Annotated in this window: 16 protein-coding genes and 3 pseudogenes; 13 read left to right on the top strand and 6 right to left on the bottom strand. The window is 39.5% G+C overall.

The genetic code is table 11. The features are described from left to right. Positions 1-31: 31 nt before the first annotated feature. From casA to SKA34_RS23525, 6 genes are all read left to right on the top strand, one after another. Positions 32-1,636 (top strand): type I-E CRISPR-associated protein Cse1/CasA, encoded by a 1,605-nt coding sequence (gene casA / locus SKA34_RS06260; protein ID WP_006644655.1) that lies wholly within the window; start codon positions 32-34, stop codon positions 1,634-1,636. Beyond that, a complete protein-coding gene (gene casB, locus SKA34_RS06265) occupies positions 1,626-2,177 on the top strand; it encodes a type I-E CRISPR-associated protein Cse2/CasB (RefSeq protein WP_006644656.1) in 552 nt (183 codons plus the stop codon). The genes casA and casB overlap by 11 nt, the downstream gene beginning before the upstream one ends. A 33-nt stretch (positions 2,178-2,210) precedes the next feature. Next, positions 2,211-3,245 (top strand): type I-E CRISPR-associated protein Cas7/Cse4/CasC, encoded by a 1,035-nt coding sequence (cas7e, locus tag SKA34_RS06270; RefSeq protein WP_006644657.1) that lies wholly within the window; start codon positions 2,211-2,213, stop codon positions 3,243-3,245. Between the two features lie 10 nt (positions 3,246-3,255). Further along, a complete protein-coding gene (gene cas5e, locus SKA34_RS06275) occupies positions 3,256-4,014 on the top strand; it encodes a type I-E CRISPR-associated protein Cas5/CasD (RefSeq protein ID WP_006644658.1) in 759 nt (252 codons plus the stop codon). Positions 4,015-4,018: 4 nt separating this feature from the next. Beyond that, positions 4,019-4,681, top strand: a complete 663-nt coding sequence (gene cas6e, locus SKA34_RS06280; RefSeq protein ID WP_006644659.1) for a type I-E CRISPR-associated protein Cas6/Cse3/CasE — start codon at positions 4,019-4,021, stop codon at positions 4,679-4,681. Positions 4,682-5,247: 566 nt separating this feature from the next. After that, entirely contained in the window at positions 5,248-5,340 is a 93-nt protein-coding gene (locus tag SKA34_RS23525; protein WP_232284233.1) for a hypothetical protein, read from the top strand. Positions 5,341-5,821: 481 nt separating this feature from the next. Here the strand turns inward: SKA34_RS23525 and tnpA are convergent. Further along, positions 5,822-6,178 (bottom strand): annotated as a pseudogene (gene tnpA / locus SKA34_RS22810) (IS200/IS605 family transposase). 651 nt (positions 6,179-6,829) lie between these two features. On the opposite strand from tnpA, the gene SKA34_RS06285 reads away from it, so the two are divergent. From SKA34_RS06285 to SKA34_RS23530, 3 genes and pseudogenes are all read left to right on the top strand, one after another. After that, on the top strand, positions 6,830-7,996 hold the full coding sequence (locus SKA34_RS06285; protein ID WP_006644660.1) for an RHS repeat-associated core domain-containing protein: 1,167 nt from the start codon (positions 6,830-6,832) through the stop codon (positions 7,994-7,996). A 614-nt stretch (positions 7,997-8,610) separates the two neighbouring features. Beyond that, a protein-coding gene (locus SKA34_RS06295; protein WP_086004105.1) for an IS3 family transposase occupies positions 8,611-9,788 on the top strand; the annotation gives its coding sequence in 2 pieces (ribosomal slippage) (positions 8,611-8,869 and positions 8,869-9,788; 1,179 coding nt in all). Between the two features lie 127 nt (positions 9,789-9,915). Further along, positions 9,916-10,165: pseudogene (locus SKA34_RS23530) on the top strand (DDE-type integrase/transposase/recombinase); the annotation flags it as partial. 208 nt (positions 10,166-10,373) lie between these two features. Here the strand turns inward: SKA34_RS23530 and SKA34_RS06300 are convergent. The 3 genes from SKA34_RS06300 to SKA34_RS06305 form a co-directional block, all read right to left on the bottom strand. Further along, on the bottom strand, positions 10,374-10,649 hold the full coding sequence (locus SKA34_RS06300; protein ID WP_005363649.1) for an HU family DNA-binding protein: 276 nt from the start codon (positions 10,647-10,649) through the stop codon (positions 10,374-10,376). Between the two features lie 1,182 nt (positions 10,650-11,831). Continuing rightward, entirely contained in the window at positions 11,832-12,017 is a 186-nt protein-coding gene (locus SKA34_RS23535) for a DUF5993 family protein (RefSeq protein WP_369750660.1), read from the bottom strand. 418 nt (positions 12,018-12,435) lie between these two features. Beyond that, on the bottom strand, positions 12,436-14,160 hold the full coding sequence (locus SKA34_RS06305) for a hypothetical protein (RefSeq protein WP_006644661.1): 1,725 nt from the start codon (positions 14,158-14,160) through the stop codon (positions 12,436-12,438). A gap of 750 nt (positions 14,161-14,910) precedes the next feature. On the opposite strand from SKA34_RS06305, the gene SKA34_RS06315 reads away from it, so the two are divergent. The 4 genes and pseudogenes from SKA34_RS06315 (at position 14,911) to SKA34_RS22815 (ending at position 22,368) form a co-directional block, all read left to right on the top strand. Then, positions 14,911-16,662 carry an autotransporter assembly complex family protein gene (locus SKA34_RS06315; protein WP_006644663.1) on the top strand — a complete coding sequence of 584 codons (1,752 nt, stop codon included), beginning with the start codon at positions 14,911-14,913 and terminating at the stop codon, positions 16,660-16,662. Then, positions 16,659-20,417, top strand: coding sequence for a translocation/assembly module TamB domain-containing protein (locus tag SKA34_RS06320; protein ID WP_006644664.1), 3,759 nt, complete (start codon positions 16,659-16,661; stop codon positions 20,415-20,417). The genes SKA34_RS06315 and SKA34_RS06320 overlap by 4 nt, the downstream gene beginning before the upstream one ends. Before the next feature lie 311 nt (positions 20,418-20,728). Continuing rightward, positions 20,729-21,304 carry a DUF2913 family protein gene (locus tag SKA34_RS06325; protein ID WP_006644665.1) on the top strand — a complete coding sequence of 192 codons (576 nt, stop codon included), beginning with the start codon at positions 20,729-20,731 and terminating at the stop codon, positions 21,302-21,304. A gap of 550 nt (positions 21,305-21,854) precedes the next feature. Continuing rightward, positions 21,855-22,368 (top strand): annotated as a pseudogene (locus SKA34_RS22815) (DDE-type integrase/transposase/recombinase). 175 nt (positions 22,369-22,543) lie between these two features. On the opposite strand, the gene SKA34_RS06330 reads toward SKA34_RS22815, so the two are convergent. Both SKA34_RS06330 and SKA34_RS06335 read right to left on the bottom strand, forming a co-directional pair. Next, entirely contained in the window at positions 22,544-23,944 is a 1,401-nt protein-coding gene (locus SKA34_RS06330; RefSeq protein WP_006644666.1) for a glycosyltransferase family 39 protein, read from the bottom strand. Next, positions 23,941-24,951: a glycosyltransferase family 2 protein gene (locus SKA34_RS06335; protein ID WP_006644667.1), complete on the bottom strand. Its 1,011-nt coding sequence runs from the start codon at positions 24,949-24,951 to the stop codon at positions 23,941-23,943. The genes SKA34_RS06330 and SKA34_RS06335 overlap by 4 nt, the downstream gene beginning before the upstream one ends. Between the last annotated feature and the right edge of the window lie 33 nt (positions 24,952-24,984).

Raw genomic sequence — 24,984 nt, forward strand, 5'->3', positions numbered from 1 at the left:
ATTTATCACTGTCATCAATAAGAGGAAGACAATGAATTTACTTCGTGAGTCATGGTTACCTTTCCGACTTCGTAATGATGATCAAGAATGGCGATCATTAGTGGCAATTACAGATCCTGATGTTGTTGATTTTGCATTACCTCGTGCTGACTTTCAGGGAGCGGCTTATCAATTAGTAATAGGGATATTACAAACGGCTTTTGCACCTAAAGATAAGAAGCAATGGCACCAGTACTATGTACAATCGCCAACGGCAGATGAACTAACTCCGGCTTTTAATACGATTGAACATGCCTTTGAGTTAACCGGTGATGGTCCTTTGTTTATGCAAGATCATGATCCATTATCTCAGCAAGAAGTAAGTCCAATTAGTGGATTACTTATTGATGCGCCAGGCGCGAATGGTATCAAAAACAATACAGACTTTTTTGTTAAACGTGGTATTGGTGAAGTGATGTCACCTGCAATGGCTGCATTAGCATTGTTTACATTACAAATTAATGCACCATCCGGTGGTTCTGGTCATCGTGTCGGCTTACGTGGTGGCGGCCCATTAACTATGTTGGTGATGCCAAGTGATGAACAAAGTTCGTTATGGATCAAGCTGTGGCTTAATGTCATTAATCGCAACACATGGCGTTATGACGATCCTAATTTTTATGATGGTAGTGTTTTTCCGTGGTTGGCACATACAATTGAAAGTCGCAAAAAAGGCAGTGAAATTTATCCATCAACAGAAGGGATTCACCCGTTACATCTGTATTGGGCGATGCCGCGTCGCATTCGGTTAGTGATTGATAATGAGCCTGTGCAATGTTTGATAAGTGGCGAAAATAGTGAGCAATGTGTGCGTCATTACCGCACTAAAAATTACGGTAATAATTATGTCGGTAACTGGGATCCGCATCCGTTTACACCTTATAAATGGAATCCCAAAAAACCGAACGAAGATCATCTCTCCCAAAAAGGGCAACCTAGAGGTATTACTTATAAAAACTGGGATGTAATGACTTTATCTAGTGACGGTAATGGTCATATTTGTGCGCGTGTTGTTGATCATTATAACGATGTCGCTAAACGAAAATGGCATGAACAACCTCAATTATGGGTATTTGGCTATGACATGGACAATATGAAACCACGTGGTTGGTATAGCGCCATGATGCCATTGTTTAATGTGGAAGCAGAAAGTCATGATGACATTATTAATGCGACGAGAGAATTACAAGCACTTGCAGATAACGCACTTTATCAAACCCGTAGCCAAATTAAAGCGGCATGGTTTGAAAATCCGGGTGACACCAAAGGTGATACTAGTTTTATTGATCTTGATTTTTTGCAACAGACAGAAGCTGCGTTTTATTTAACGGTTTCTTATATCGTTCATAATATTAACCAACAGCAAACGGCTTTAAGTTCAGAACAAGCAAAATACTGGCGCGATACTATTCAATCCGTAAGTGAGCAATTATTTGATAATTATGCCTTAGGTGACTTGGGCGATATACGTTCAATAGCAAAACGTATAGATGCGAGAGGAAAATTAATGGGTTGGTTATATGGTAGTAAAAATATTAAAGCATTTAACAATGAGCATTACCTTATAGCAGCTAAGGATACTAAACATGCTAAGTAACACAGAAGAAAAACTACTTATGGGGTGGTGGCAAAGTTTAGTGCTTTCTGACGCTGAGTTAAAAGAACAGTATCTAATGTCAGCACCGAGTGGTCATAAAGCAAAATTAATGCGGGCCGAGTCTGTCGATGCGGTATTAATGCAAGATGCTTTTCACACATTATGGCTAAGCCTTCCTGAGCAAGATTCACATTCCGTCAATGACATGGAATGTTGGGCCGTTATTGCTGCGTCGTTAATTCATGTATCTTCTGGGTATCGAGATGGATTAGCCATAGCTGCTGGTAAAAAAAAAGAAAATAGCCATATATCATTAGTGAGTGAAATGCGATTTTCTCAGTTACAAGCGGCTAACACGCCTGATGAATTATTGCGTACTTTACGCCGTTTACTGAAGTTAATGAAAGGGAAAGTAGATCCACTCACTTTAGCGAGAGATATCGAACAATGGTTTAGCGAATACCATCATTCAGGACTTGTTCGAGCTAAAGATCGAATTTGCGTGAAATGGGCCATGGATTATTACCGCGCAGCAAAATAAGAATTTCATTCTATTTTTATGAGAACATCAATAATGAGCCAATTTATTCAGCTTCATACACTGACCTCTTACGCACCATCTAACTTAAATCGTGATGATTTAGGTCGTCCAAAAACTGCAAAAATGGGCGGTTTTGATCGTTTACGTGTAAGCTCACAAAGCCAAAAACGTCACTGGCGAACTTCAGAACTATTTGAACAAGCGATGGCTGGTAAGTTAGGTATTCGCACTAAGCGTTTTGGTAATACTGTATTTGATGCATTGGTTGCTCTGAATGTTAAAGAGAAAAACGCGATAAAGTGGGCGGGATTAATTGCAGGTCAGTTTGGTAAATTAAAAAAAGATGGTTTAGAGATTGAACAACTGTCACATATTAGCCCAGTTGAGCAAGATTTGGCGTTATCTTTAGTTAGTGTTCTTGCACAAGAAGATCGTGAGCCAACAGCAGATGAATTAAAAGCATTAAAATCACAACAAACCGCAGTTGATATCGCGCTGTTTGGTCGAATGCTGGCTTCTGCACCGGAGTTTAATGTTGATGCTGCTTGTCAGGTGGCACATGCAATTAGCGTTCATCAAGTAACTATTGAAGATGATTACTTTACAGCTGTCGATGATCTTAACGACGGCAAAAAAGATTCAGGTTCGGCGCATATTGGTGAAGTAGGGTTTTCATCGGCTCTGTTTTATAACTATATCTGCATCAATAAAACCCAATTAATTGAAAATCTTAGTGGAGATGAAGCGCTTGCTAACGCTGCAATTGCCGCCCTAACTGAAGCTGCAGTGAAAGTGTCACCTACGGGTAAACAAAATAGTTTTGCATCACGTGCTTATGCTAGCTATATCATGGTTGAAAAAGGTGAGCAACAACCCCGTTCATTATCGGTAGCATTTTTAAAACCAATTAATGATCAAGATATGGCAACAGCAGCAATTCATGCCATTTCAAAGCAAGTGATTAATTTTGATAAAGTTTATGGGGCTTGTGCAGACAGTCGTTATGAAGTTAATGCAATGATTGGTGAAGGCTCATTTGCAGAGCTTTGTCAGTTTGTGACTGAATAAGGGAGCAAATATGCAGCCTTATTTAGTTTTTCGACTTTATGGTGCGATGGCAAGTTGGGGACAGCCTGCTGTTGGCTGTGATCGTCATACCGGAGTTATTCCATCGCGTTCAGCATTATTAGGGTTATTAGGTGCGGCACTTGGTATTAAACGCGACGAGCAATCGACACTGACGATGCTGCAAAAAAGCGTGCAGTTTGCAATTAAACAATCGGCACCAAGTTTATTATTACGTGATTACCACACCACGCAAGTCGCAGCTAATCATAACAACGTGCACTATCACACTCGTAAGCAAGAGCTTGATAAGGGTAAGTTGGCGACAGTGTTATCAAGTCGTGATTATCGTTGTGATGGGGTTTGGGTCGTGGCGGTATCGCTGACGAATGACGCGATGTTTTCACTTGAACAACTACAGCAAGCGTTATTAACACCTGCTTATCCGTTGTGCCTTGGCCGCAAATCGTGTCCGCCAGCGCTACCGTTAATGCCAACTATTTTAGAATCATGTTCATTAAAGCAAGCATTAGATACGTCATTTCCCGCAATTACGGGAAGTGAAAAAAGCGATCGCTATTGGTTTGGTTGTGTTGGTCAGCATCGTGTTGCGACTTACTATTGGTCGGGTGATAAAGCTGCAATGGATGATATTGGTGATAACGTGGTGTACACGACTCAACTATGGGATGAGCCTCTCAATCGTCAGCGGTGGCAGTTTACACAACGTATTATGCACCAAGTAACTTTGCCGATTTTAGAGGATGAATAACCGCATGCATTTATCAAAAATAACACTTGCACAGTCGGCAACGTTAGCAGAAACATTGCTGATGCTACAACGTAATGATGCCTATGCGGCACACCAGTTATTATGGCAATTATTTCATCAACAGTCAGAACGTCAATTTATTTATCGACAAGAGCTAATGCCCAATGGATTACCCGTTTTTTGGGTATTATCGCGAGTTGCTCCTGATGAAATGAATGCACAATGGCAAATACAAACTAAACCGTTTACTCCGCAATTAACAGTAGGGCAACGTTTAGCGTTTAAATTACGAGCAAATCCAACCGTTTGGAATAATACGACTAAAAAGCGTCATGATGTGATGATGCATGCTAAATATCAAGCTAGACAACAAGATATTGGTGCAGAAATGTTATCGCATTATATGCAGCAAGCGGCTCAACAATGGCTGTGTGACCCGAATCGCTTAGAGCAATGGGGGATCAGACTAGATGTTTTACCTGATATTGAAGCGTATACCCAGCATCAAAGTGACAAAAAAATGAAGCAGCGTATTCAATTTTCTAGTGTTGATTATCAAGGGGTTTTGACGATACAAAGTCCTGAAAAATTCCTTACTCAATATCAACAAGGTTTTGGACGAGCAAAAGCACTAGGCTGCGGTTTGATGTTAATTCGAGGTACTTAGTGGCATTTATCCCACTGAAACCGATTCCAATTAAATATCGTCATTCAATGATATATGTCGGAATAGAGCGTATTGGTATTAGAGATGGCACTTTTGTTGTCATAGATAATATTAATGTCGAGCGTATGCATATCAGTGGGAATCATCGCTTGTTTATTGTTAGAGAAAGGAATACGTATTAGTCATGCTGCGATAAATTAGATGCAATCAATAGCGCATTATTAATTTGGGTGGGTGAGTCTGGCATATAGAGAAGAATTCCGTAAACACTAGACGTTGAAAAAATTGATACTGCTCATTGATGAAGTGCTCAGTGCTGGAAACATTACACCTCCTGGTATGTCTGTGCCTATTGCGATTGGTGATAGTTATCATAGGAGTAAATCGTTTATGAGTATGCTTGTGGTGGTTACTAAAGTCGTACCGCCTTGATTACGAGGTCGTCTTGCTGTTTGGTTATTATAAGTTAGGGCTGGTGTATATAGATGACATTTTCTCGAAAAATCCGGTAAATGATTTGGGATAAAATTTAATGCTTTGCTGGAAATGGTAATGTTCTAATTGCGTTGGGAACCCCTACCGAATCAGTTTTTGATGTCCAAACTTATGGCAAAAATCGTCGAGAGCCTGTTGATTTAGAGGGGTTACGTTTATTGTAATTTTCACTCACAGACATGATAACTAAAAAAATGTTCTTTAAAAAGTTGGTGGATTTTTAGTTATGGTTATTTACTTTATAAATCAATAAAATATTTTTAGAGTGTTCCCTGTAATCACGGGGATAAACCGCTGTGGTTATTAAATCTGTACCTGCAATACCCGTGTTCCCCGTATCCGCGGGGATAAACCGCGCTAACGGGTACTGACGAATATTTCGAAACAGTGTTCCCTGTATCCACGGGGATGAACCGGTTCTATGTTTTACGGAAGAATTGCAAGGGTAGTGTTCCTCGTACCCGCGGGGATGAACCTGATTCAGGTTTATATTATAGTGCACACCTTTGGTGTTCCCCGTACCCACGGGGAAAAACCGCAGTTTTCATATGGGGATATAAGCTCAAACTGTTAAAGCTTTTAGCAATTGCGACGCAAACCGTCGCTTAATTGGGCTTGGATATAAGGCGTAAGACGCGAAGCGGCTTAATCTGGTGTAGCTTGAGTGTCTCTATAAGACTTCAATGTTTCGATTGTTGTACCGCCAGCAGTACAAGCAAATTAGGAACGTGACCACAAAGCCGTGTCTTTACTTTGCCTTGTAAAATGTGTGTTTTGTAATAGAGATGATATTGATTTAATGTTATTTACCACCACGCTAATAGTTAGCTTCGGTGGATATGAAATTAATAGGTGTACATGATCTTCTTCACCGTCCATCTCACTTCATTCACACTCCAATTTTATACAAGCTGATTCAAAAGCCTCTCTCAGTTGTTCAATCATGATTCCAGTAAACAATTTACGACTATACTGAGTCGTAAATACCAAATGCTCTACCAATTTACTAACACGGTGCTTTTTGAGGCATCGTTATTATCTAAGTTATGCATGATTTCTTTACACCTACACTTTGCTTCAGACCCCCAACTAATTTAAATGGATAAACTGGGTGGTTATTGAATTTAAATAGTTGTGATTTTTTGAGTGAATTAATCGGACATATTTGTTGGTCTTTTTCGATTGAGATTAGCCTCACAGCCGTACAATCTATTTTCTCTAACCCATTAAAGAGAGCGTGGTCGAAGCCGAGAACACCTGTTTTATGTGTTTAAATAGAATTCCTCTTAAATGATCGCCCATCGTCGCGGTCTTTTAGTATCTACATATCAGAGAAAGCTAGGCATAAACTTGATAAAAATCACACGAGTTAAGGTGATCAACGCGGTTGCTCTTGGTTTTTTTGTCAGGAGTATTAGCAAATGATGACTGAAAGATGAAAGCCCCGTTAATTTTAAATCAACGAGGCTGACAAATGACTCTAGACAATTCATATGTTAGCGCAAAGCGAGGATGTCCCCTTTAAACAAAGCCATACGACTCTTAATAATTAACCTAAGATCGTCAATCGAACTACAAAACAAGTTTCCACTATTGGAAGAAGTCTAGATAAGAAACCTCGTCGTTATATACCTTATGGAAAGAGAAATTATGATGAAGCCTAAACAACACCCATTTCAACACAGTCGTAGACGGTTTTTAATGCATACTGGTGGACTATCAGCCCTTGCAGCTACCGGCACCACACTACCTGTATCATCGGCCTTAGCCTCGTTGCCTTCTGCCAATTCAAATGTGATCCGTGATAATCCATTAGGTTTTAACGGTATTCGTAAGGACCCTGCAACCAAACTTTATCCTCTAGGTAATGGTTATCGAATGTATAGCCCCACTCTGATGCGCTTCAATGCTCAAGATAGCTTGAGTCCTTTTGGTCGAGGTGGGGTGAATGGCTACACTTATTGTTTGGATGACCCTATCAATCGAAACGATCCTAGTGGCCATTTTGCACTGCTTAGCTTGCTCATTGGAGCTATCGTAGGTGCCGTAGTAGGAGCTGCTGTATCTGCTGCGGCAGAAGGCATCCAGATGGCGATTAATCCGGAGCATAAGTTTGACTGGAAGCAAGTTGGAATTGGTGCTGCATTGGGCTTTATAAGTGGTGGCTTTGGTGCCGCGGCACAGGGAGCGAAAACCAGTGTAAAATTTGGTCTCGCAGTTGGAGATTCGGTGGTGTCCGGTAGTGCTGGTTTTGGGTTAAATGTGGCTACTGGTATCCCGATTAAGCAAGCAGGTATCAATGCTGGTATCGGGGTCATTATTGGATTAGCTACTTTTATGGTTGGGGTTGGTCGGGGGACTCTTCATGAATTTGAGCAGTCTCTTGGGGGGGCTCAAAAAAATGGCAAGAGATTATTTGATAAAGATATTTTTTATTTCACGGATAAGGAATCAATGCAAAAACGAGTAAATATTGTAGGGCATGGTTCATATATCAAATCACATTTTACACCTGAGTCATTATTCAATCACCTCAGTGAAAATTACAGTATTAACAACGTAAGAAAGGTTCGATTAATAGGATGTGGCTTAGCTGACGAAATTAACGGAACCCCCTCTTTTGCCGAGCAGTTTTCTAAATTCTTTGGTCAAGGGACTAGTGTAAAATCTTATAGTGGAACCGTTACCATTCGATACAATTCCCCTGCTAACTTTAATGTTGATGAAAACCAGTTCCTAAATACATTTAATAGGGAAGGATTCAGAGTTAATATTATTAAAAAAGGTCGTAATTACAAACCGGTCTATTTTGAGACGTAATTCTCAAAGCCCTATTACGTGATCCATATTTGAAGCAGATCTAATTTTAAGGTAAGGGATATCAATGGGCCCTTACTTTAAGATGAAGTCGATCACATTTGAAATGTTACCGAATTAAGTAATACGGCTTCAGGTGTCGCGTTATTTAAAATGCTAGCTGGGCTTTGTTTCCGTGCTTACTCCAATGTCATTAAGCGACTCGGTAGCTGACTGGAGGAGGGGGGCGATCATTAAATCATCAATTTTGATCCGATCGTATCTTCCTTTATTCTTACAACTCATCTTTGTACCTTGCTCAATAACTATACTTTACAAATACAACGTATCCAGATGTGATCATTTCAAAAAATACGTTTCGGCAAAGCAATTATGCCGAATACAATCAAAGTCTGTGTGGTTGGGGGATATTGATACCTGATAATCCGTTGACATAATAGAAAACTGAGCAACGCTCTTATCATGACTCTGGGTCATTACATAAATACTGAGATAGAATAGATTACGTGTATTGAAATAACCTCTCAGGTAGAACCAAGTCTTCTTGTAGTGGCATAGTGAATTTGGTCACTTAGTTAGAGGTGATATCATCACTTCATACGTTAACAGGTGACACTATGACAAATCGTACAAGACGACTATTCAGCGCAGAATTCAAGCTCGAGGCTTCACAGTTAGTGATTGATCAAAATTACTCAGTGGCAGAAGCCGCCCAAGCCATGAATGTGGGTAAATCCACGATGGATAAATGGGTTCGTCAGCTTAAACAAGAACGACAAGGCAAAACGCCAAAAGCTTCGCCTATGACCCCTGAGCAAATAGAAATTCGGGAATTAAAAAAGAAGTTAGCTCGTCTTGAAGAGCATAATGAAATATTAAAAAAAGCCACGGCTCTGTTGATGTCGGACTCACTGAACAATTCTTGATGATCAAGAAACTCAAGCAGAGCTATAGCGTAAAAACATTATGCGAAGTCTTCAATGTTCATCGAAGTAGTTATAACTATTGGCTAAAGCGTCCAACAGCGATTAGGGCGGAAACAGTCAAACTTCGCAGCTTAGTTAGTGAGGCCCACGCAGCAAGCAACGCCTCTGCGGGAGCGAGGACTATTGCAGATATAGTCACAAATCAGGGTTTAAAACTGAGCCGATACCGAGCAACAAAACTCATGAGAGAGCTTGGTTTAGTCAGTTGCCAACAGCCAAAGCATCGATACAGAAAGGCTTCTCAAGAACATGTTGAGGTTCCAAATCACTTGGGCCGACAGTTTGCTGTTACCGCCCCAAATGAAGTTTGGGTTGGTGATGTTACGTATATTTGGACAGGAAATCGCTGGATGTATTTAGCGGTTGTTATTGATCTTTTTGCCCGCAAAGTGATTGGTTGGTCGATGTCTTTATCACCTGATTCCAGTCTGACAGGCAAAGCTCTTTCAATGGCTTATGAGTCGCGTGGTAAGCCGAAAGGCGTCATGTTCCACAGCGATCAAGGTAGCCACTATACAAGTCGAAAGTACCGTCAATTACTGTGGCGTTTTAAGATAAAACAGAGTTTATCTCGCCGAGGAAATTGCTGGGATAATGCACCAATGGAGCGTTTCTTTAGAAGCTTAAAGACCGAATGGGTGCCAACAGTGGGTTATCGTAGTTTTGCTGAAGCTCAACAAGAGATCATCCGCTACATTATCGGGTATTACTGTCAACTCAGGCCGCATCAATATAATGGCGGCCTAACTCCCAACGAATCAGAACGATTATATTGGGAAAACTCTAAAACCGTGGCCAATTTTAGTTGACCACTACATCTAAATGAAATGAACCATATCTGTCTGAACTGACTTTTCATGTTTATCAGAGTGTCTTTTTAAGCTTCGATTTAAGACGCCAACATTCCTTTCTATGCTTATGCGATCGTTCCATTGAAAAAAACGAGGGTTGATGCGAATGGATGTTAAGTATCGTCAAGTGAAGTTTCTCAATAATGACATAGAATCAGATCATACAGCTATTTAGAAACTCATTGTCGCCACCGATGAATTTAAAATACGAATACGTGCATGATGGTCATCGATTCAGGGGTGAATCATTACTGATGTTGAACAAAGGCCAATTTGATTTTTGGTTAAAGCAAGATGAACGTCAAACTCTTGTGCGGGACAGTTCGCCTTCATGAAGAGTATTTTAAATATTTATGATTTTGAATAAGTTCTGTATATTTGGCGTGACTATATGAAGATAAAAGTATAAAAAGATTAAAGAGAAGTACCTTAATATGCTTTTTTAGCTAGTCCGACAATGCACATAATTGTCTACAGTTTATATACTAAATGGCTTATGCCCCACATTTATGAAGATTGCGACCGTGGAGCATAACAAAAAAGTTAAAAGTTAACCTGAGCTTTCAGTTCTTTTCCCGCTTTAAATGTAGGACTTTTTGATGCTGCAATTTGAATAGCCTCGCCTGTCTTTGGGTTGCGCCCTATACGCGCTGCACGGTGCGTAACTTTGAATGTTCCAAACCCGACCAGAGAAACGTCGTTACCATCTATAAGCGCGCTTGTTATACTCTCAACAATAGCATTGAGCGCAGCGGTTGCGTGCTCTTTATTAATATCTGCTTGTTCAGCAATATGACTTACAAGATCTTTTTTGTTCATTCCAGTTCCTTTTTGTTTAATGAAGCAACTCTATATTTTAATAATTAGGTGCTTAACGAAACATTTACGGGTTATCAATAATGGAGCCAATGAAGATTTTGTCCTAAAAATAGCTTTTTTCTGAATCGTCTTTTGTTCTTCACCAAGCTATTCAGCCACAACCAACCTCACTAATATGAAACTATTTTGACAAACATTACAATTCTTTTCACGTAATGACTGTTATATCTACCGCAATAGAAAGCTATTTTCTGAGTCATAGAAAAGAAGTTAGATTAAACACAAAGCGTTATATCATCTAGATAGTGGTAACTTTCCATCCTTAGTATTTATAAAAAATCACTTTTCTTTACCTTTAAACTTGCGTCTAACGATAGAATGCATGGATCCAACCTATAAATGCATAGAAGAACTAAAATAATGAATACGTCTAACGCATTTCACTTTTAGCCAGAGCAAGTCTCTAAAGAGCATGCTATTACGCAAGTCGATGCCGCTAAGCACTTAAAGAACTTTTTCTTTTAGTTTTCTCTGCCACACCGGAGCATGAATTAAATTTTCTTTAAGCAGAGTTAAAATTAAAGTCACTATTAAAATGAAAAAATAATTTGAAATTCAGTGAGTAAGTAATATAGAACTGATAAGAAAGAGTAAAACTTATTTTTTATCGAAGAAGTACTGGTTTAAAGTTTTTTCCATGTTTAATGTTATTGTATACGTTTTGATCTTGTGTCTTATGCTGGTAAGAAAGAGATAAACTTACCGATTGATAACCTTTAGCCTTAGTATCATCGTAAAGTGGTGTGATAAAAGCATCAACCCAGTAAAAGTTACCATTCTTACTTCAACTTTTTACTACTTCGTGTCAACATTTATTTTGTTTTCTATAACTTTCCAAATACTTCTTTAGAAAAAAAAACCTCTCAGCTGAGAGGTTAAAAAGAAGTGGTAGCTTATCAATTACACTTAAGGATTTTTCGCTCTAGATTATACTAATAAACATCATACTTTATTGTGATATGTTTCGAGAAAAGTATCTTAACTCTTAGGCTGTATAAGATCGCCTCAGATAACACTTTCTGGTAACTGTTTGGTACTTACTGCTTAAGTATGTCAACATCAAATCTCCACTTTTAAGAGGCAGTGATAGGATTTCCAAAGGTAACACTTGAAATGCAGAGATTACAGATCAAGATAGTGGATCGGTGCATGGTGCTGAAACCAATAAAAACTAATTATTAGTGATATCGCAAAAAAGCTATGCGCGATAGTTTTTCTGCTTAAAAAACCACACATCATATCCGCAAGTGACAACAAAAACAGTAACGATATTGTAAGAGGAATCCTGTTCCGATAAATTAAGTCCACTCACGGTGAACATCATGAAAATATCACATCTTCACCATACTTTAGTTAACCCATGGGTCATGATGCGTATCTCGGTGATTTAGACAGAGCATTAGTGAGCTTGTTGTACTCCTCCTTTACAAGAGACTGACTGATCGATTGGAGCTGCTTTTTGATAGCGACTATCTAAATGATCGAAAGTTAGTTCATTAAGAAAGCGAATGAATCGGTAGTATCGAAACGAATATTATGACAAGTCATGCTTTATCGAGTAATACTGATGTCGGTGTTTCTAAGTTTGACTAAAAGTTATTAATAACGACCGGTTGACGACACAATCACAGAACATTTGATGTCAAGGCAATCATCTGTAACAAGATTTATAAAAATGCAGCAAGAAGATTACGTGTAGATAGTTAGTCTAGGCGCGACCACCGGTTTAGACCTTTGGTGGCCATGCTTTTACTGGTGCATTTAAATTAGGTTTCCCCAGTATTGGACTTGATAGTACATAGAAACCATGGTTAGTAAATAGCCAAAAAAGATTTCTGTCATATTCAACATACACTGAGTGAGAAAGGTTACCCATAGCGTAATCCGCCACTTTTTCTGGTGCAAAAGGTGGGACAAAATAAGCGTTTATTGTTGTTTTTTTTGGATCTGAAATATCAAAGACCTGTAAACCTGCATTATAAAAGTTATACGGTAGGATCCCTTTACGAGAGTGGCCTGGTTGATGGTAAGCACCTGTTCTTTTAGGACCAAAGCTGCCTCTGCGCTGGCAAAAATCACTAAATAGGGCTTCCTTAGGAGGTTTTGGTCTTGGCATAATCCCCTGAATTATTGGCGTTTTAGGGTTAGAGACATCAATAATATAAATATTTTTATATGGCTCGTAACAATCCTCATTCAATGGATAGCCACTATAATAAACAAGCCCTGTTTCATCCACTTGTGACACATCTATAAAGTCTCCTTCAGTACCTGCAACACTGGGAGGAAAATCAAGGTGGCTAACGATCTTCATGTGTTTTGGATCGCTGATATCCACTACGTAAAAGCCTAAACCTCCCATCGCAGCATAACCAATCTGACTATCCTTTTTAGCAAGAAAAAGAGGCATTCTCGCTCCCATCCAAGAAGTTCTATTACCCGAACGAGGATTATTAATGTAGGTTTTTTCATGCTGGAGATTCCCAACGATCTGACCATCAACCGATAACGTATCGAGAAGGATTGGATTAGTTGGATCACTCATATCCCAAGCTTGATAACCTGCACTGTAAAGGTCGTTTGGATATTCAGTTAAAGCGTGTCTTCTATCCGGTGCCGCCGCTACATACATGGTTCCATCGCCATAATAAGCTGGAATATCACGTATCCCCGACCCTTGCTGCTTCCCTATTGGAGCATCAGGATGCTCAACATCCGAAGTACGCTCAGCGATAAGTTGCCAGTCCTTCGGTAGCGGACCTTTCATTTCATACACCTTGAAACCTTTGAGGTGTAAACTGTTTCTTATCGCATTTACTTTGTCAGGTTGACTATATTTATTATCTAAAAGCCCAAAACGGCGCACTTCGTAAGCTTGAACCATAATATAAGCTTGACGCTTTTCACTCCATGCAACAGAAGCTGCTCCCATCATGTCTCCTTCTGGAAATGGGTTCACTTCACTCCCTGCACCCTCAGGTCCCCATGTGTGTCCTTTAGTTAATAGCAGTTTAACCTCTTTTGGTTCGGTGATATCGAAAACCTTTAAGTCACGGCGAACATATTGATATAAGTAGCGACGCCCATCAAAATCAACAATATTTTGCCATGTATGAAATGGCTCAACTTGGATAGGATAATATGCCTCTACCTTTATATTTTTTGAGTAGCTCTTTTGATCCCAATAGTCTAACTGCCCCTTAAATGGGTGACTGCTATGTGAGGATGGTGCTTGCTTCGGGTGTGTAAAAAGCCCATCTTTTAACATGCCATAACTTCCAGAACTTGGTGCGCTAGGAGTTTTATCAATTGCAATCGTAAATTGAGCTCTAACCATTTCATCTTGTATGTTTGGTGGTGTATTTTTACTCTCATGCCAAGAGCTTTCTGCTAGACAAACTTGACAGAATAACAGGGTCAAAGACGCCGAAAAAAAGTCATATTTATTCATTTAGTGCCTCAAACGTTATCGTTATTTTAATCAATAATAAGCAAGTGTATTTAGCTTCAATTTTCTTCTTATAAAAAAATTGGCAAAAACAATTTAATTTAGTAAAAAATATGAATGAATACCTATTCTAGGTGAGATTTTTCTGCATACATCACAGTTTTTTAATACTCTGCAAAGTTATTTTTGCTGAGCCAACAGAACAAAAATAGATACGAAGTATCGAGCTGGGTGCGGCGAATATGTGCTTGTAATCAGTGGCTTATTGATCTTTCTCTAAATAGGTTGCGTATTTATAAGTTAAAAATACTATTTTTTGACCGATAAGAAATTGAAAATTAGAAATGAAAATTATTTTCATTATTAATCAATGGTTTATTTTTACAATGTTTGTTAGCACCAGAGAACTAATCGATTTAGTAACCGAGAAAACCAGGATGTTTATTCGCAATAAAAGGGCTATTGATACTTTCTTCCATTATTCGAAATTTTTCATTATGGAAACCTACCTAGGTACAAACCAAATATCATTGGAAAGCATACAGGCTTTGTATATAAATGAAACGTACTGGTCAGCATTAGCTGAGCTCGTTAATCTTCAGAAAAATGTTCGCTTGAGGTTTTTTGGGGAGATGACTCAACATCGTCTTCTGATGGGCAAAATTTCAGTTGCCTATTTATCAATATTTATAAATAGGTAGCAGAAAAATAAGTCTGTCATTCATTCTAACTTTCGCAAAGAAGCACAATAAAATGAATAAAGTTTTTAAATGGTTGGGTGTGACGTCATTTGCTTTGGTGCTATCAAGCCCGGTTATGGCCGCTTCATTGAAGATTAAAGGCTTAGATGGAAAAGTAGAAGATAATGTCGATGCTTATCTTTCTGCATTATCAAAAGATGATTACAGCGCGACATTACGCTTTAAAGATCAGGTCTTAAATGAAATTAGCGACGCGCTGCAAGCGTTGGGCTATTACCAGCCAAAGTTTGATTATCAAGTTTCGGGTAGTGGTGCTAAAACGAAAATAGTGGTTACCGTTGATCAAGGTCCACGCGCGCATATTAGTCAAAGTAACCTGATTATTACAGGTGATGCTAAAAATGATCCTGCTTTTATGTCATTAGTAAAAAGCAGTGGTTTAGGGCTAGGTGAACCGCTTAATCAAGGTAAATATGAGGCTTTTAAATCATCATTAATGAGTTTAGCTCTTCGTCGTGGTTATTTTTATGCTGAATTAACGAAAAGTACATTAGATGTGGTACCTAGCCGTAACGAGGTCTTTATCAATATTAATTTTGATTCAGGTCGACGTTATACCTTTGGTGAAACGACTTTTCAGGGAAGCCAAATTGATGATAACCGCTTACGTTCAATGCTCCCTTATACAGAAGATGAGCCTTACCTCGCATCAAAATTAGGAGAGTATAATGAGCGTTTGTCCAACGTAGGTTGGTTTTCCTCTATCTTTGTTGGTGGAGATGTAAAAGAGCGTAAAGATGATGCGATACCAATTCACGTCGTAGTTACACCACAAGTTAAAAATCAATTTGAAACCGGTATTGGTTTTTCGACGGATACTGGCCCTCGTTTGAAGTTTAATTGGAAAAAACCGTGGATCACGAGTAAAGGTCATAGCTTTAATTTGAAATCAGAAATATCGAAAGACGAGCCAAAAGTTGAAGCGGTTTATAAGATCCCACTCGATGATGGGTTGAATAATTATTATCAAATTGTAGGTGGCATTCGTTATGTCGATACGCACGATACGGTAAGTACACAATTTGGTATCGGGGCCGAGCGTCACTGGCGTTTAGATTCGGGATGGAATCGGACTATTGCGCTCCGTTGGTTAACGGAGAAGTATGAGCAAGGTAAAAAGGAAAAAGGGGTTTTCAATGTTTTGATGCCAGGATTGTCATACAGTAAAAGTAGCATCGTTGGGGGAATATTCCCGACCAGCGGAAGTAAGTATAATTTTTCTGTTGATCTTGCTAATGAAAATGTTGGATCAAATACTACTTTTGCTCGAGTGCAAACAAAAAATGCTTGGATTCGCAGTTTTTCTGAAAATCAGCGCGGCCTTTTACGTTTAGATGGCGGCGCTATTATTAGTGATAGCATTAAAGATATCCCAACTTCGTTACGTTATTTTATTGGTGGCGATAATAGCCTTCGAGGTTATGGCTATCAGTCTATTTCTCCTCGAAATAGTTTAGGTAACATGGAAGGTGGTCGTTATATGGCAACCTCGAGTGTTGAATACCAATACCGCGTTTATGGCGATTGGTGGGGAGCTGCTTTTTATGATTATGGCTCTGCTTGGAACACTACACCTGACTGGAAACGTGGTGTCGGAGTCGGTGTTCGATGGGTTTCACCTGTAGGTCCTATTCGCCTTGATTTTGCTTGGGGTATAGATAAGAACAAGAGCAACAATGATGGTTTCCTTAAACTGAGCAAAGATGAATTTCAACTCCACTTTACTTTAGGTCCTGAATTATGATTTGGGTTAAGCGTATAGCACTTGGCGTATTAGCCTTATTATTATTATTAGTTATTGCTGTAGCGGCACTACTTTATTCTCCTGCTGGTATTAAAGTTGCTGCATGGGGAGCACAAAAAGCCCTTCCTGCCTTGTCGATTGGTGAATCGCAAGGTGCTTTGCTTGATGGTTTTGAATTTAAGAATATCCGCTATAACGACGGTAATATAGATCTTGCTGTTAATAAGTTGAATTTAACATTAAATGATAGCTGTCTATTAACCCCTGAAATTTGTATCTCTGATTTAGGGGTGCAAGGTGTCAAGTTTTCAATGCCAGAACTTCCTCCAGCGTCGGATAAACCAGCACAACCTTCTGAGCCTGTAAATGACATCTCCATGCCATTACCTATTCATATTGAAAAGGTGACGCTTGATAATGTCGATTTAGATATTTTGGCGAATAAAGTGCGCTGGAAGCATTTCTCTACAGCAGTAGATCTAGAAGGCAATCATGTCACCTTAAAACCAACGGATTGGGAAGGGGTTTATTTAGCTTTAGCGCCGCCTAAAACGGCTGATAAGAAGCTTGCAACAGCGTCTAAATCAACTCAAAAAACTGAAACAATAAAACTGCCTGATATTGTGCTGCCGATGTCGTTTGATATTGAACGCTTTACGGTAAAAGACTTTGAGTTAGCAGGTAAAACACCACAAAAGGTCTCGTTATTAGAGCTGATTGCGAATGCTAAAGATAGTGATATCAAGATTGATAAGTTGCAGATGAATGCGCCTCAAGCGTCTTTAACCGCAAAAGCTGATGTGACGTTAACGGGAGATTACCCACTTACATTAGATGCGAATGCAAAGGTATCGATGAAGCCTGTTGAAGGACATCAGTTGCACCTAAAAGCATCAGGCTCATTAGCGAAATTGGTACTTGATGCGACGTTAAAAGGTAAATTAGATGCGTTGGTTAAAGGTAAATTATCGCCGCTAGATCCAAATTTTCCTTTTGATGTAGTGGTATCAAGTAAGCACTTACAGTGGCCTATTGATAAAAAAGCAGAATTCACTGTTGCCAATACTGATATAAACGCCAAAGGTAGCTTAAAGGGCTTTACGTTTAATGCTAAAAGTAACGTAAATGGCACACCAATGCCAAACGTGAAATTTAATTTGAAAGGTAAAGGTAACCTTGATTCTGTGAACTTATCGGCACTGAATGTAGAGACCTTAGGTGGCTCTATTACAGGCAATGCAAAAGCAAGTTGGAAAGATCTTGTTAAGTGGCAAGGTCAGCTCGCTTTTGCCAATATCCAGCCAGGTAAGCAATGGCCAGAAGCGGAAGGCAACGTAAGCGGTAAGTTAACTACATCAGGTGGTTTAACTGCAAAAGGTGGTTGGTTTATTAAATTGCCAGAGCTTGCTGTTAATGGCTCCATCATGAAGCAGCCTCTTGATCTTCAAGGTCAGCTTGATGCTTCTGATCTGACGGGTAAAGGTAAAGATCTTACGTTTAAAACACAGTGCTTAACATTAAAGCATGGTCCTAATGGTTTAGTCGCGAAAGGTGAATTAGACAAGACGTGGAATGTTGTTGCTGATATTAAAGCGCCAGATTTATCTCAATCATTAGCAGACTTGCATGGTCGTGTTAATGGTGAGGTGAAGTTATCAGGCAAGATGGCTGAACCGGATATAAAACTTGATCTTGAAGGTGATGATCTTGGTTGGCAAAAAGTCGCAAGCCTTGCGTCTTTTCAATTGAAAGGTAGCGTAACGCCATTACCAGCATTAAAAGCTGATATTAGTTTACATGCTAAAAAAGGGAAATTTGATACTGTTACGTTGGATGATATGGATGTGTTGTTTAAAGGCACAGAGCAAGATCATCGTTTAACGGTAAAAGTAAAAGGAGAGCCGGTTGGCACTGAGTTACTTCTAACGGGTAAATTAGATCGTAAGAAAGGCTGGCAAGGGATCTTGCAAAAAGGTGACTTTACGACTCCTGTTGGTGAGTGGGTACTAAACCATCCAACACCTATCCGTTATGATCTGAAAACCGCAATGGCAACAGTCGGTGCACACTGTTGGCAACAAGGGAAAGCTGGCATTTGTTTAACTCAAGATCTGACTGCTGGTGCATCGGGCAATGCGCAGTTAGCAATAAAGCGATTCAATTTTGATTTGTTGAAATCATTTATGCCTGAGCATATGAACGTCAACGGTGAGTTGGGTGCGAATGTTGTCGCTAAATGGGCACCGAAGAGTGCACCTTATGTAAAAGCTCAGATTTTGATGCCAAACGGAAGTTTTACTCAACAAGTGGATGCTGATGATGCCCGATTAACGTTAGGTTGGGATAAAGTTACCGTCAATGCTGAGATGGAAAATGATGTTCTAAATGCTAATTGGTTAGTGGCGGTTAAAAATAATGGTGATTTATCCGGTAATGCTAAGATCACTGATCTACAAGGTGATAAGCGCATTACTGCCAATGTGAAATTAGATCGTTTTACGCTTGCATTCTTAGAGCCTGTAATTAAGGACTACCATCAGTTTGGTGGTCAGGTTGATACTAACTTGCAAATAACGGGGCCAATCATGCATCCCGCAGTGAATGGTTTATTACACGTCACGAAGCTAGAAGCAAAAGGGCGTAAAGTACCATTAGATGTGAAGAACGCTGATATTAAATTAGCCTTTACGGGGTATAACGCAACGTTAATGGGGAATATTTATACTCCTGATGGGCAATTGCTGTTACGTGGTACCGGTGACTGGCAAGATATGGCTGCGTGGAAAACGGAATTAAATATTAATGGTAAAGAGTTGCAAGTGAGTATGCCTCCGATGGTTTCTCTTAAGGTCTCTCCAGATCTCATCATTACAGCAACACCGAAATCTGCGGATATTAGCGGTAAAGTGGGGATTCCATGGGGGCGCATTACGGTTAATCAATTACCAAAATCTGCGATCGCGGTTTCTAAAGATCAGGTCATTTTAAAAGATAACCTCGAACCGGTTGAACCGAAAAAATCAGTACCATTTGATATTACAACTAATATCATGGTTGATGTTGGTGATGACGTGAAGCTATCAGCGTTTGGTTTAAAGGCTGGCTTATCAGGTGATCTGAATGTTCGCCAAGACGGCAAAGGGCCAATGATTTATGGTGAAGTGAATATTGCCAAAGATTCGTTGTATCGAGCTTTTGGACAAGAATTACTCATTCGTAAAGGTAAAATACTATTTAATGGTCCTGCAGAGCAACCATTCTTGTCGATTGAAGCGATTCGTGATCCTGATAGTATAAAAGATAAGGATGTTATTGCTGGTGTGAAGGTGACAGGCTCTGCTGATAAACCAGAAGTAACGATTTTCTCTGATCCTGCAATGCCGCAACAAAATGCCTTATCGTATATTTTAACCGGCCATAACCTTGATAATGAGGAGCATGGACGTTCAGGTAGTGCGATGACGACGGCATTGATAGGTATGGGGCTGGCGCAAAGTGGTCAACTTGTTGGTGATGTCGGTGAAGCGGTTGGTATTAAAGATCTTAGCTTATCGACTGCTGGGTCTGGCGAAGATTCACAAGTGACGGTTAGTGGTTATATTGCGCCAGGACTACAGGTGAAATACGGCGTTGGCTTATTTAATAATGTTGATGAGTTTACCGTACGTTATCGCTTGATAAAGAATTTATATATCCAAGCAGTGAATGGCCTCGATCAGGCAGTGGATTTACTTTACCAATTTGAATTTAATTAATCATTAGTGATGTCATCTAATAAAAAGCCCAATGCTAACATTGGGCTTTTTATGTTTATAACACGGTTTAGATTATCAATATTCATTGTCTAATGACCTATTTAATAATGATATAAAACCAGCCTTTTGCATGGAGTTTTTCGTAGTATGTCAATTTGCCTGTAGCCGCTAAAGGTCTTCCTGCTGAAGAATATGCGTGATGTTAAAGACGTTAAATAAGTTTTATTTTTAATCTAATCTTTATTTTTTAACGCTTTAACATTAGATTATTTGATTCAATAAATTTTCTAAAACTGTTGTGGTTCATGTCGATGGAAACAAGTTCTCAGTTAACCGATATTGTTCAAAATACACTGTTACATCTATACATTTCAGTCTCACAGACTCACTCATTTGTACCAGCGTATACTCGCAATCAAATTATCACTAAATACCTCAAGCCAAAGCTGAAATCCCCACAGTTCAAAGCAGTGAAATCTGAAATAAAAACATTGGTATTGATTGGTAAAAAGAAGAACGCTGATTTGGAAGCGAAGCTGCTTGAGCTGCGTGATGTTTTGGAAAAGAAAAATACCAGCCGGGCTGGCCCGAAAGCTGATGTGGATAGATTATTCGCATACTTGGAAGTTCTAAATGAACAGCACAATATTGATTCTAAGATGTTTGATGAAAACACGCTTTTAGTCAGCGATTGTATTTATTTTTACCGGCAAGAGCTTGAACAAAACATCAACGAGAACGGCACGATTACCGCACCACTAAATATGTTTATTCAAGCTGATAATATGGAAATGGTTAAGTCTGTCGTGATGGATTATGGTTTTCAGATAACGTCACAGTGTAATGATAATGCACAGAGTCTACATCGCTTTCAGCTTCATAAATAAGTGTTATCGTTACTTTGTATTTTTAGGTTTTGTCATTATTGATATTGCAGTTGCTAATACAAAAACTAATCCAATATTAGTGATCAGAAGTTGTTAAGAGTGAGAGTACAGGTTGATTCCAATTTGAGTTAGAATTTTTAACTCCTGCGTATTTTATTAACCCAGTAAAAAAGCAAATATGTAGATTAATAGTATAAACACGAGCCACTTCCGCATTTCAACTTTGTAATATTCTACATTTTTGTCATTTCGATACTCGCCCCCATTGTTTACTTAACGCTTGCTCTTAGTGTGTTTTAGTTGCTCTTTAGTGTTGCCTGTTATCAACATCAGGAGTAATAACTTGCCGAGCGAAAAGACTGTCTTCACACGATTTCACTAAAGTGTAGAGTTCATGGTCAGTCATGTTGTAGATACCGCAGGGCAAGTGCAAGGCTTTTTTCGGGCTTGTTGCAAAAAAATCGTAGTGACCCAATATATTCATATTCTCCTAAAGGATGGGTAGACAATGGCCAACCACGAATTTAAATGGAAACACTTTGCCCCTTAAATCATCCTTTGATGTCTTCGTTGGTATGGTTCGACACCAATGAGCTATGCGAATATCAGCGAACCGTTCGACCATTTATCGTTGGTTCATTGATTATTCACCTGCATTACGTAAGAAGTAGCGTCGTTATCAATTCCTTAAACGCTGTTTAAAACACTATCCGCTAGATAAACAACCGAAAACGCTTAATACAGACAAACATTCTTCCTATGCGAGTGCAATTGCTCGTTTGAAAAAGGAGGGATGTCTTCGGAAAGATGTTAAGCAACGGCAAGTGAAGTACCTCAACAACGGTATTGAATCTGATCATTCGCCTATTAAAAAGTTAATTATGACGACGAGTGGCTTTAAAGTGTAAAAACGCGCGTGGGATACGATCCAAGGGTTTGAATCAGTGCGAATGTTAAATAAGGGGCAATTTGGTTTTTGGTTACGCCATGATGAACGTCAAACTCTTGTGCGGGAGAGATCCGCCTTCATACATCGTCTCTTCAATATTGATATTATTTTTTAGTAATACTAGGAGAGTAATAGGCTCATTTATCTACTTAAATTTTTTGCAACAAGCCCTTTGTGGTCACCCAGAGACATCGCAAACTGAGTATTACTCAGTTTGCAAGTTTTCAATGATGTTATCGGATAACTAGATATTAGTGCATCCCCGATCTCGCAGACTTTGATTCAGTATTCTAATTCTCACACAAGAACAAAGAACGCTTACTTGGCGCAGTAAATTCGACTTGGCAATTGAGTTTATCGAGTTTAATCACAGGGTCGACCTGCTTATCAATACCCACTAATTGGAACTTCCTAAGCTTTTCCAAGCTATTATCATTTTTCAATAACTGAGCATTACCATTGCTATAGTATTCCCCAGAGAATGTTCGGTTACCTATATAGTAAGTTGGTAAGGCCTTATTGGCATGCTCAAAAATGATTTTATCACTGCGTATATCACCAACGTAGAAATGGATGTAAATCACTGCACCAATAAGTATCACTGGGCTAACAGCAGTTGAAAATTTAAACCAGTTCGCTTCAAACTGCTTTTCTGAAATAATCGACGCTAAAAGGATACCAAGTGCTGGAATACCCGGCAGAACATAAGCAGGTAATATATTTCCAGCAAACGTGAACAAAATTAAAGGCGATAATAACCAGCAAATAGAGAAGCTGATAATCGGCTTAATTTTTTCGTTAATAGGCTTGATTACTTTACGTTTAGCCCACAAGACAAAAGGCAGTACGATAGACCAAGGCAAAGCAGATAGAATCCAGTATAGCCAGATAGAGCCTCTTGCTCGCTCATGCGCCGTTCCATATAAATCGCCTTTCCAACCAGGATCTAAGAAACGATCGACATATTCACCAACCAAGAAATAGTGTAGGAATCCTGGTGTTGCTCTCTCTGCCATCACATACCAAGGAACAGCGATCACCAACATGAGGATGGTTCCACCAACTATCGGGAATCGGCCCCAAAGTTGTTTAAATGACGCTTTAAACCCATACTGGATTATCAGCCAAGGCATAACCGCGAGTCCAACTAATACAATAATTAGCGGACCTTTTGCTAGCAATCCTATAGCTAACCCAACAAAGCCTAGATAGCCCCAAAGCTTACTTTTATCTTGCCAACACAGATAGAAACCGACCATAGATAAAGTCATCGCGAAGGTGAGTGACATATCTGTTTCGACAACACCGGCAGAAACGGCAAAGATACCTGTTGTAGCTAAAATTGTGGCACTCATTAGTGCGTTCACACCGACACGACGAGCAAAACAAGCTACTAACCCTAATACAGCAACGCCTACCAGCCAGTGAGGAAACCGAACTGCAAACTCACTAACGCCGAATACCTTAATCCCTAACGCACTCAACCATGCAAACAAGGGAGGTTTGCCCCAAAATGGCACGTTATAGTCAAACATTGGCGTAAGCCAGTTATGCGTCTGAACCATAATGCGGGCCATTTCACCATAGCGGGCTTCAGTTGTATCCATAAGTGGGTATGCACCCAGCGATAACAAGCGGATAAGCATTGTTGCACACAGAGCAAGCCACAAATAAATTGTACTCTGCTTCATGCGCGCTTCTCCACTACAGTAGGCTGCATACTCTTAACGTTAGATTGTTCTTGAATTGATTGGACAATATACAAAGGTCTACGTTTAGTCTCGATAAAGATTCGACCAAGGTACTCACCCAATAGACCTATACTAAGAAGCTGTATGCCGCCAAGAGCCATTTCCACCGTCATCATCGATGCATAACCGTGGGTTTTAACGCCAAAAAATAGGTCTTTAAAAATTATGTCCATACCGTAAAAAAAAGCGCTTGCAGTGATTAAGCTGCCCAGTACAGATGCAATTCGAAGTGGGCTTACCGAAAAAGACGTAATGCCGTCCATCGCTAAACCGATTAATTTAAAATAGTTCCACTTGGTTTGCCCGGAATGACGGGCATTTCGATTGAAAATGATGGTCGTTTGCTTAAAACCAGGCCAAACGAACATACCCTTCATATATCGATTGCGTTCAGGCATTGCGTTTATATGATCAACAACCTGTCTGCTTAAAAGACGGAAATCGCCAACATTTTGTGGAATGTCCGATTTTGATAGAAAGTTCAAGAGGCGGTAAAACATCGCGGCAGATTTTCGCTTAAACCAGCTTTCCCCTTCTCTTTTGATACGCTGCATATTGACTACGTCGCAGCCTTTTCTCCACTCTTTTAGCATGCTTGGGATAAGTTCTGGAGGATCTTGTAGATCGGCATCAATAAGAATGACAGCTAGTCCGGCACAATGCTCTAAACCAGCACTCATTGCATTCTCTTTACCAAAGTTGCGGCTTAAATTTATACGAACAACTTTGCTACTGCTAATAGGCAGAGATTCAACCAATTCCTTGCTGCCATCAGTGCTACCATCGTTGACATAAACAATCTCACTTTCATCATCAATTGAATCGAGAACATTCGTTAGGCGAGCGTGAAACTCAGGCAGTACATCCGTTTCGTTGTAATAAGGAACAACCACAGATAACACAACATTTTTTTCTTCTGCGTTAGAAATTAAGGATATCGGCTTCATGCAAACTACTCATAAATTAAAAAGGGCGCCTCC

The organism is Photobacterium sp. SKA34 (genome assembly GCF_000153325.1).
GTDB lineage: Bacteria > Pseudomonadota > Gammaproteobacteria > Enterobacterales > Vibrionaceae > Photobacterium.

Bases quoted from the DNA above. Each gene is read 5' to 3' on its own strand.
- casA (WP_006644655.1), top strand. From the start codon at position 32: ATGAATTTACTTCGTGAGTCATGGTTACCTTTCCGACTTCGTAATGAT.
- casB (WP_006644656.1), top strand. From the start codon at position 1,626: ATGCTAAGTAACACAGAAGAAAAACTACTTATGGGGTGGTGGCAAAGT.
- cas7e (WP_006644657.1), top strand. From the start codon at position 2,211: ATGAGCCAATTTATTCAGCTTCATACACTGACCTCTTACGCACCATCT.
- cas5e (WP_006644658.1), top strand. From the start codon at position 3,256: ATGCAGCCTTATTTAGTTTTTCGACTTTATGGTGCGATGGCAAGTTGG.
- cas6e (WP_006644659.1), top strand. From the start codon at position 4,019: ATGCATTTATCAAAAATAACACTTGCACAGTCGGCAACGTTAGCAGAA.
- SKA34_RS06285 (WP_006644660.1), top strand. From the start codon at position 6,830: ATGAAGCCTAAACAACACCCATTTCAACACAGTCGTAGACGGTTTTTA.
- SKA34_RS06300 (WP_005363649.1), bottom strand. From the start codon at position 10,649: ATGAACAAAAAAGATCTTGTAAGTCATATTGCTGAACAAGCAGATATT.
- SKA34_RS06305 (WP_006644661.1), bottom strand. From the start codon at position 14,160: ATGAATAAATATGACTTTTTTTCGGCGTCTTTGACCCTGTTATTCTGT.
- SKA34_RS06315 (WP_006644663.1), top strand. From the start codon at position 14,911: ATGAATAAAGTTTTTAAATGGTTGGGTGTGACGTCATTTGCTTTGGTG.
- SKA34_RS06320 (WP_006644664.1), top strand. From the start codon at position 16,659: ATGATTTGGGTTAAGCGTATAGCACTTGGCGTATTAGCCTTATTATTA.
- SKA34_RS06325 (WP_006644665.1), top strand. From the start codon at position 20,729: ATGGAAACAAGTTCTCAGTTAACCGATATTGTTCAAAATACACTGTTA.
- SKA34_RS06330 (WP_006644666.1), bottom strand. From the start codon at position 23,944: ATGAAGCAGAGTACAATTTATTTGTGGCTTGCTCTGTGTGCAACAATG.
- SKA34_RS06335 (WP_006644667.1), bottom strand. From the start codon at position 24,951: ATGAAGCCGATATCCTTAATTTCTAACGCAGAAGAAAAAAATGTTGTG.